Genomic DNA, 5,378 nt, shown 5'->3' on the forward strand with positions numbered 1-5,378 from the left:
AAGTATTTTTACTTATTCATTCGGGCCTAGCAATGTACTATACTATGTAGTGTTATTGAAGTGCGGAGTGTGGGATTGAGCCAATTCCAGGAGAAGAAGCGTTAGCTCAGATTAGGCCAATCGTAGCATAATGATGAGGATGGATGGAGTTGGGCGATCGCTTTGTTTAATTCTTTTCATTTTTGTTGACTGTTATAATACTATTTGTGCTAAGCTCCTGTAGAGATAGATCCAAAAAGCAATGACATCAGCTTTAATTTATCCTCATATCGAGAAAGTAGCGGGTCAACCTGCACGGTTGCAGCGGATACCCCGCGTGCGGGTTGCTCAGATTGTGATGGATTATCTAGCTTACGGTTGGTCAGTGGAAGAGATGTGTCGCCAGCATCCTTATTTGATGCAGTCGGAGGCTCATGCAGCAATGGCTTATTACTTCGACTTTCAAGCTGAAATTGAGCAGGAGATTCGGACGGAATGGGAGCAGGTACAACAGGAAAAATCTCTGCTTTCGCCTTCACCATTTTTCGTGAGAATGCGTGCTAAGGGGTTGTTGTAAGTGGCGATCGCTCTGTACATGGACGTTCACATTCCGCAAGCAATTACCGAGCAGTTGCGCCGTCGTGGCGTGGATGTTTTGACTGCGATCGAAGATGGTGGGACAGAATTGCCGGATGACGAACTTTTGGAACGTGCCACTCAGTTAGGGAGAGTATTGTTTACTCAAGATATCCGTTTTAGGGCAATGGCTCAAGATTGGCAGCGTCAGGAAAAACAGTTTGCTGGTTTGATATTTGGACATCAGCTAGGCGGTACAATCGGACAGTTTGTTAAGGATTTGGAAGTGATTGCTTTAACCTCGGACTCTGATGAATGGATGAATGCTGTTGAGTATATTCCTTTTTAGTCAGCTTTACTCTCGATCGCGCGATGCCTACGGCTGGCTACGCCTACGCAAATTAGCTCGAATTTGTGCCATTGCGGTTGCACCGTCTACGATTTCACCGCGTTGGGATGCTTGCTGACCAATCAGTGCGTCTCGTTGGAGTTCTTGCAGTCGTCCTTGATAAATATCTTGCTGTTGTTCGAGCAGTTGAATGGCTGCAAGGATAACGTCGATCGCGCTGTTGTATTTGCCGCTGGTGAGTTGGCGCTGCACGAGGGCTTCGACTTCAGGAGGCAAAACAATTTGCATGGTGTTTGAGAGGAGGGGTGTTGATTCTATTGTAGGCGATCGCCCTTCAGTTAGATTGGTTGGTTAGGGGCGATCGCACATCTAATCTTTTTTATCCAAGTCTTCTGTTTTTGCAGTTTCTGAAGTTGAGGGGAATTCTAATCTGATGTTGATGTCTATTGTTAGTGTATTTTGATTTTCAAAACCCATATCAACTATTTTTACTAAAGCATCTATCGGTAAAGAACTACTTAATTTAGCTTTCACAGACGACTGAGTTTTATATCCGGCTTCCTCTAGCCGATCGCAAATATTGCGCCAATTTCCTACAGGTTCGTTAGGTACATCGGCGAGTTTTTTAACATATTGGTATAAAGTTTTACATAAATAAACTTCTGCACTTTTGGAAGTCTGCAACAGTTGGCGGGCGATTTCGGCGGGACTGCAACCGGAAAGCAATCCTCGGAGGTAGAGTTTTTCTGTTTCTGTGAGTCCCCGGCGCGATCGGGGTGAGATTTGCCGTTTAGCTTCTGCAAAAGCTTGGTACAGTCTCTCTAAGTCCCAGTGTTTGGCGGCTTCGGCAAATAAGTCTTCTTTTGAGGCCATTTTCGGGTGTGGTGAGATGTGGCTAACGATAGCATAACCGAAATTGCTAGCGTTTGTTAGTTGCTTGCTAACAATAGGTAGTTTAGTATTAAATTACCCACTCATTGTCTAAGTGCAAATACTTAGAAAAGCGGGAAAGTGCGATCGGGATATTTCAAATTTTGCCTGTTTAGTTAACTTTTGTTAGTCAAGCAGTTAGTTTTTGTTCCTTACACTGAGGTATTTCAATGGCTAAAAGTGATGAAATAGCGAAAGCGGCAGGTTCCGCTGCTGCGGGTGCTGCTGCGGGTGCTGGTGTGGTAGCTGCTTCTGGTTTTACGGCAATTGGTGCTATTGGTGGAGGTGCTGGTATGGGTGCTGCTGCTGGCCCCGTTGGTATAGCCGTAGGTGCATTAGCAGGTTTGGCATTTTACGGGATTAGCAAGGCTTTTTCTGACGACTAAATATTGACTCGCGCCAGGGACTTCAGTTTGCACCATAGTCAATAACGGGCAAGATGCCCGTTCCACAAAGAGTGAATTGCTTGTGGGATGGGCATCCTGCCCGTCCCTTCCACAAAGAGTGAATTGCTTGTGGGATGGGCATCCTGCCCGTCCCTTCCACAAAGAGTGAATTGCTTGTGGGATGGGCATCCTGCCCGTCCCTAAAAGGCTTATTGAGAATGGTGCAATATCTCAGTTAAAACCGACTGGAAACGCTCAGGCAATTATCTTTGTGTCTGTTCTCATATTTTATTCAATCAAGATTATTAACTTATGTCTTCTCAAGAATTTCAAGCAGCATACACCAGCATTCACAGTACAGGCACTTTCCTCTTAAAATATCTCAAAGAATTCCGTGACGGACTCCGCATTCAGGGAGATGAAAGTCAAGGGCTACAAAGCATTGAAGATGAAATTAAAAAAGCTTTAAAGGCTTTGCAAGATCAGAAATATCAAGTAGCCGTCATAGCAGCAATGAAAGCTGGCAAAAGCACCTTCTTAAATTCTATCATCGGTGCTGATGTGCTGGCGAGTGAAACGGCCGCCTGTACTATCTGCCGTACAGATGTCCGACACATTCAACCAGGCAAAAATCCTAAACTTTTAGAGTACCGAGAAGGAGAAAGAAAACCAGTCATTCTTGTTGAGGGTGACGCTGGCGAAATTCAGCAAAAATTCCTGCAGCGTACCCGTGAAATCAGAGAACAAGGCAATCCTGATAACACTACACGCTTTGAGATAGAGCATCCGATTGAAGCAATTAGCCAATTATCTTCTCTCACAGGCTTTACCTTAGTTGATACTCCCGGCCCTAATGAGTGGGAGTCTGCAAACTTCAACATTAATGCACTGAAGCAGACAGCACTAGAAGCACTGCGAAACTGCAATGCCATCCTGTTTATTTTAAACTACGCATCATACAAAGATAATGCAGTTGCCGATTTGTTTAAGGATGTTGTTGAAAACCGTAAGGATTTTATAGAGGAAAACAACGGTAAAATTTACTTTATTTTGAATAAAGTTGACCAAAAAACAGAGAGAGACAAAGAAATTGCTGATGTCATTAAGGATTTAGAGCGAGAGTTAGTTGGCTTTGGCTTTCGCAATCCACTTATTTACCCTGCTAGTTCTCGACAAGGACTTCTAGCGAAACTGATTCAGCAAGAAAAGGCCACTGAAAGCGAAATCAAAGACTTTAAAAAATTCTTCAGCGCTAGGTATGCCACGGAAGATGAGGAAGGAAACCAGATTATTCCTGCACCTCGTAAAATAGCACCGCAAGCACTAGCAGATAGCGGTATTCCGAGCATTCAAGAAACAGTCATTCAAAGGATTACGCAAAATTCTGGCTGGAATTTATTGAGTGAGGTGGTGGCAGAAATCGATAAAGCTGCTAAGGCAATTGAGGATACTCTGAATACAGAAATTAAAGGTTGGGAAATGGGGATTGAAACCCTCAAACAAAAAGTTGAAGAGTACAGGAAACGCTCAGAAAATGCGATGTACAAAGTTGAGTTAGTCAAAAATACTGTCGAGCAAGAAAAACAAATACTAATCCAAGGATTTAGTAAAGGCATTAACACATTTGCGAATAAGGCTAAAGAGCAGATAGGCAGTGAGATTCATAAAATTGCCGAATCTCGTCGATCCGCTAAATCTCCTAAGTCAAAAGAAAATCTCTTGTTGCCCCAATCAGTAGAAGTTAAGACTAACAATGGGGGTTTTGGACAAATAGTGGGAGAAATTGGAGAAAGACTGTTAGAATTGATACCTTCTTTCGGTCCAGTATTAGGAAAAGCATTCAAAGTCACTACGTCTTTGTTGGATGGACTGAGTGAGTCTATTCCAGAAGCTTTCAATACCTCTGTTTCTGAACAAATTGTTGATAGTGAAGAGTTTGATCCGTACATTATTCGGTGTAAAACAAAGGCTGAAGCTGAAAAAGTAATTAAAACAATTAATAAGTTTTGTCCGCCCTATATTCAAAGTTGGTGGATAGATACTCAGGATGAATTAGTTCGAGAAGGGACGTATATTCGCGAAAAATTGGCACTAATAATTCAGGAAGATATCCAAGAAATATCAGATGAATTATCTAATTATATTGGTGATGCTTTAGAGGTGAAACTCAACATCAACCCGATTCAGTTTCCAAGTTTTGATTTTCCCGGGATTGATGCACGAATTAAAGATGTACAAGTAGCCGTGGTAGAAATAGAAAGGAAAAAAGGTAAAAAAAGTCGTTGTTGTGACTCCGATCAAGTCTATTATACTGATGAACCTGTTACCAAAAATCGCGATTTCTTTGAAGTTAATTTACGACAAACATTAGAGTCGATCAATCTAAAAATAGATCAGCAAACTTTTAGAAACAGAGATTTGTTAGAGCTAGTTATTAACAAACAGGTTTCTGCTGATTTCAGAAGTGCCGAAAAGCAAATCAATGATTACATTAAAAGGTTTCAAAATGACTTCGATCGCGTTTTGAAGGAACGGGAAACGAAAGAAGCAGAAGCGCCGGAAATTCTAGCTCGTCTTGAGGATCAAAAAGCCAAGCTTATTGAGTACCTCAGTCAATTAAGTTCGATTCGGGAATCTCTCAATAGTTGGAAGCCAGTTAAGTAAAGTTAGACAAAGTGCGATCGCCCTTTTCTTCCAAAAGTGCGATCGGCCGTCTCCGATCCCCAATCCATGTTTCGCTGCTACTTTCAGAGAGGGAAAATACATGAAAATTCGAGAATCTCAAGGTAAGAGTGTCTGGAACCATTCTGAGGGTTGGTGCTGCGAGCCTCTTGACCCCATACCGCCCGGTCATATTGCCCTAGCCGTTGAAGCGACGGATATGGCACTTGTAGACTGGGATATCGAAGAAATTGGCGAAAAAGCAGGTTTTGATATTCAGTACAAATACACGGGAGTCAATGACCCGAAAGATTCATCTTTAGCTTGCGTAACTCAGTTTGTGGGTATCTATGAAGACTTCTCAAAGCTCGATCGCGATTTGGAAATTTTGATTGCAGCCGGCATCCCGCGTCATTTATTTAAAACCCACATTCCGCACTTCAAGTTGAAGTACGATAAAATAGAATACCGAAAAAGCCAAAAACCCGGATAATTCA

7 protein-coding genes are annotated in these 5,378 nt (G+C 42.4%); 5 read left to right on the plus strand and 2 right to left on the minus strand.

The window, feature by feature from the left end:
* The first annotated feature begins 241 nt into the window (after positions 1–241).
* The gene (locus tag QUA16_RS35470) at positions 242–556 is read left to right on the plus strand and encodes a DUF433 domain-containing protein (RefSeq protein ID WP_106331699.1); all 315 of its coding nucleotides are present in this window, start codon (positions 242–244) and stop codon (positions 554–556) included.
* Positions 557–904, plus strand: coding sequence for a DUF5615 family PIN-like protein (locus QUA16_RS35475; protein ID WP_333109421.1), 348 nt, complete (start codon positions 557–559; stop codon positions 902–904).
* A gap of 27 nt (positions 905–931) precedes the next feature.
* On the opposite strand, the gene QUA16_RS35480 is transcribed toward QUA16_RS35475, so the two are convergent.
* A complete protein-coding gene (locus tag QUA16_RS35480) occupies positions 932–1,192 on the minus strand; it encodes a type II toxin-antitoxin system ParD family antitoxin (protein ID WP_333109422.1) in 261 nt (86 codons plus the stop codon).
* 81 nt (positions 1,193–1,273) lie between these two features.
* The gene (locus QUA16_RS35485; protein WP_333109424.1) at positions 1,274–1,777 is read right to left on the minus strand and encodes a DNA-binding response regulator; all 504 of its coding nucleotides are present in this window, start codon (positions 1,775–1,777) and stop codon (positions 1,274–1,276) included.
* 227 nt (positions 1,778–2,004) lie between these two features.
* Between QUA16_RS35485 and QUA16_RS35490 the strand changes: the two genes are divergently transcribed.
* From QUA16_RS35490 to QUA16_RS35500, 3 genes are all read left to right on the plus strand, one after another.
* Entirely contained in the window at positions 2,005–2,220 is a 216-nt protein-coding gene (locus tag QUA16_RS35490; RefSeq protein WP_333109426.1) for a hypothetical protein, read from the plus strand.
* A 312-nt stretch (positions 2,221–2,532) separates the two neighbouring features.
* Positions 2,533–4,884, plus strand: coding sequence for a dynamin family protein (locus tag QUA16_RS35495; protein WP_333109427.1), 2,352 nt, complete (start codon positions 2,533–2,535; stop codon positions 4,882–4,884).
* Positions 4,885–4,984: 100 nt separating this feature from the next.
* Complete coding sequence (locus tag QUA16_RS35500) at positions 4,985–5,374, plus strand: hypothetical protein (RefSeq protein ID WP_333109428.1); 390 nt, start codon at positions 4,985–4,987, stop codon at positions 5,372–5,374.
* Positions 5,375–5,378 lie beyond the last annotated feature (4 nt).

Source organism: Microcoleus sp. S13_C3 (assembly GCF_036700905.1).
Taxonomy (GTDB): Bacteria; Cyanobacteriota; Cyanobacteriia; order Cyanobacteriales; family Microcoleaceae; genus Microcoleus.

What these genes read in the sequence shown, in the direction of transcription:
- QUA16_RS35470 (WP_106331699.1), top strand. Translation starts at nt 242, where the DNA reads ATGACATCAGCTTTAATTTATCCTCATATCGAGAAAGTAGCGGGTCAA.
- QUA16_RS35480 (WP_333109422.1), bottom strand. Translation starts at nt 1,192, where the DNA reads ATGCAAATTGTTTTGCCTCCTGAAGTCGAAGCCCTCGTGCAGCGCCAA.
- QUA16_RS35485 (WP_333109424.1), bottom strand. Translation starts at nt 1,777, where the DNA reads ATGGCCTCAAAAGAAGACTTATTTGCCGAAGCCGCCAAACACTGGGAC.
- QUA16_RS35490 (WP_333109426.1), top strand. Translation starts at nt 2,005, where the DNA reads ATGGCTAAAAGTGATGAAATAGCGAAAGCGGCAGGTTCCGCTGCTGCG.
- QUA16_RS35495 (WP_333109427.1), top strand. Translation starts at nt 2,533, where the DNA reads ATGTCTTCTCAAGAATTTCAAGCAGCATACACCAGCATTCACAGTACA.
- QUA16_RS35500 (WP_333109428.1), top strand. Translation starts at nt 4,985, where the DNA reads ATGAAAATTCGAGAATCTCAAGGTAAGAGTGTCTGGAACCATTCTGAG.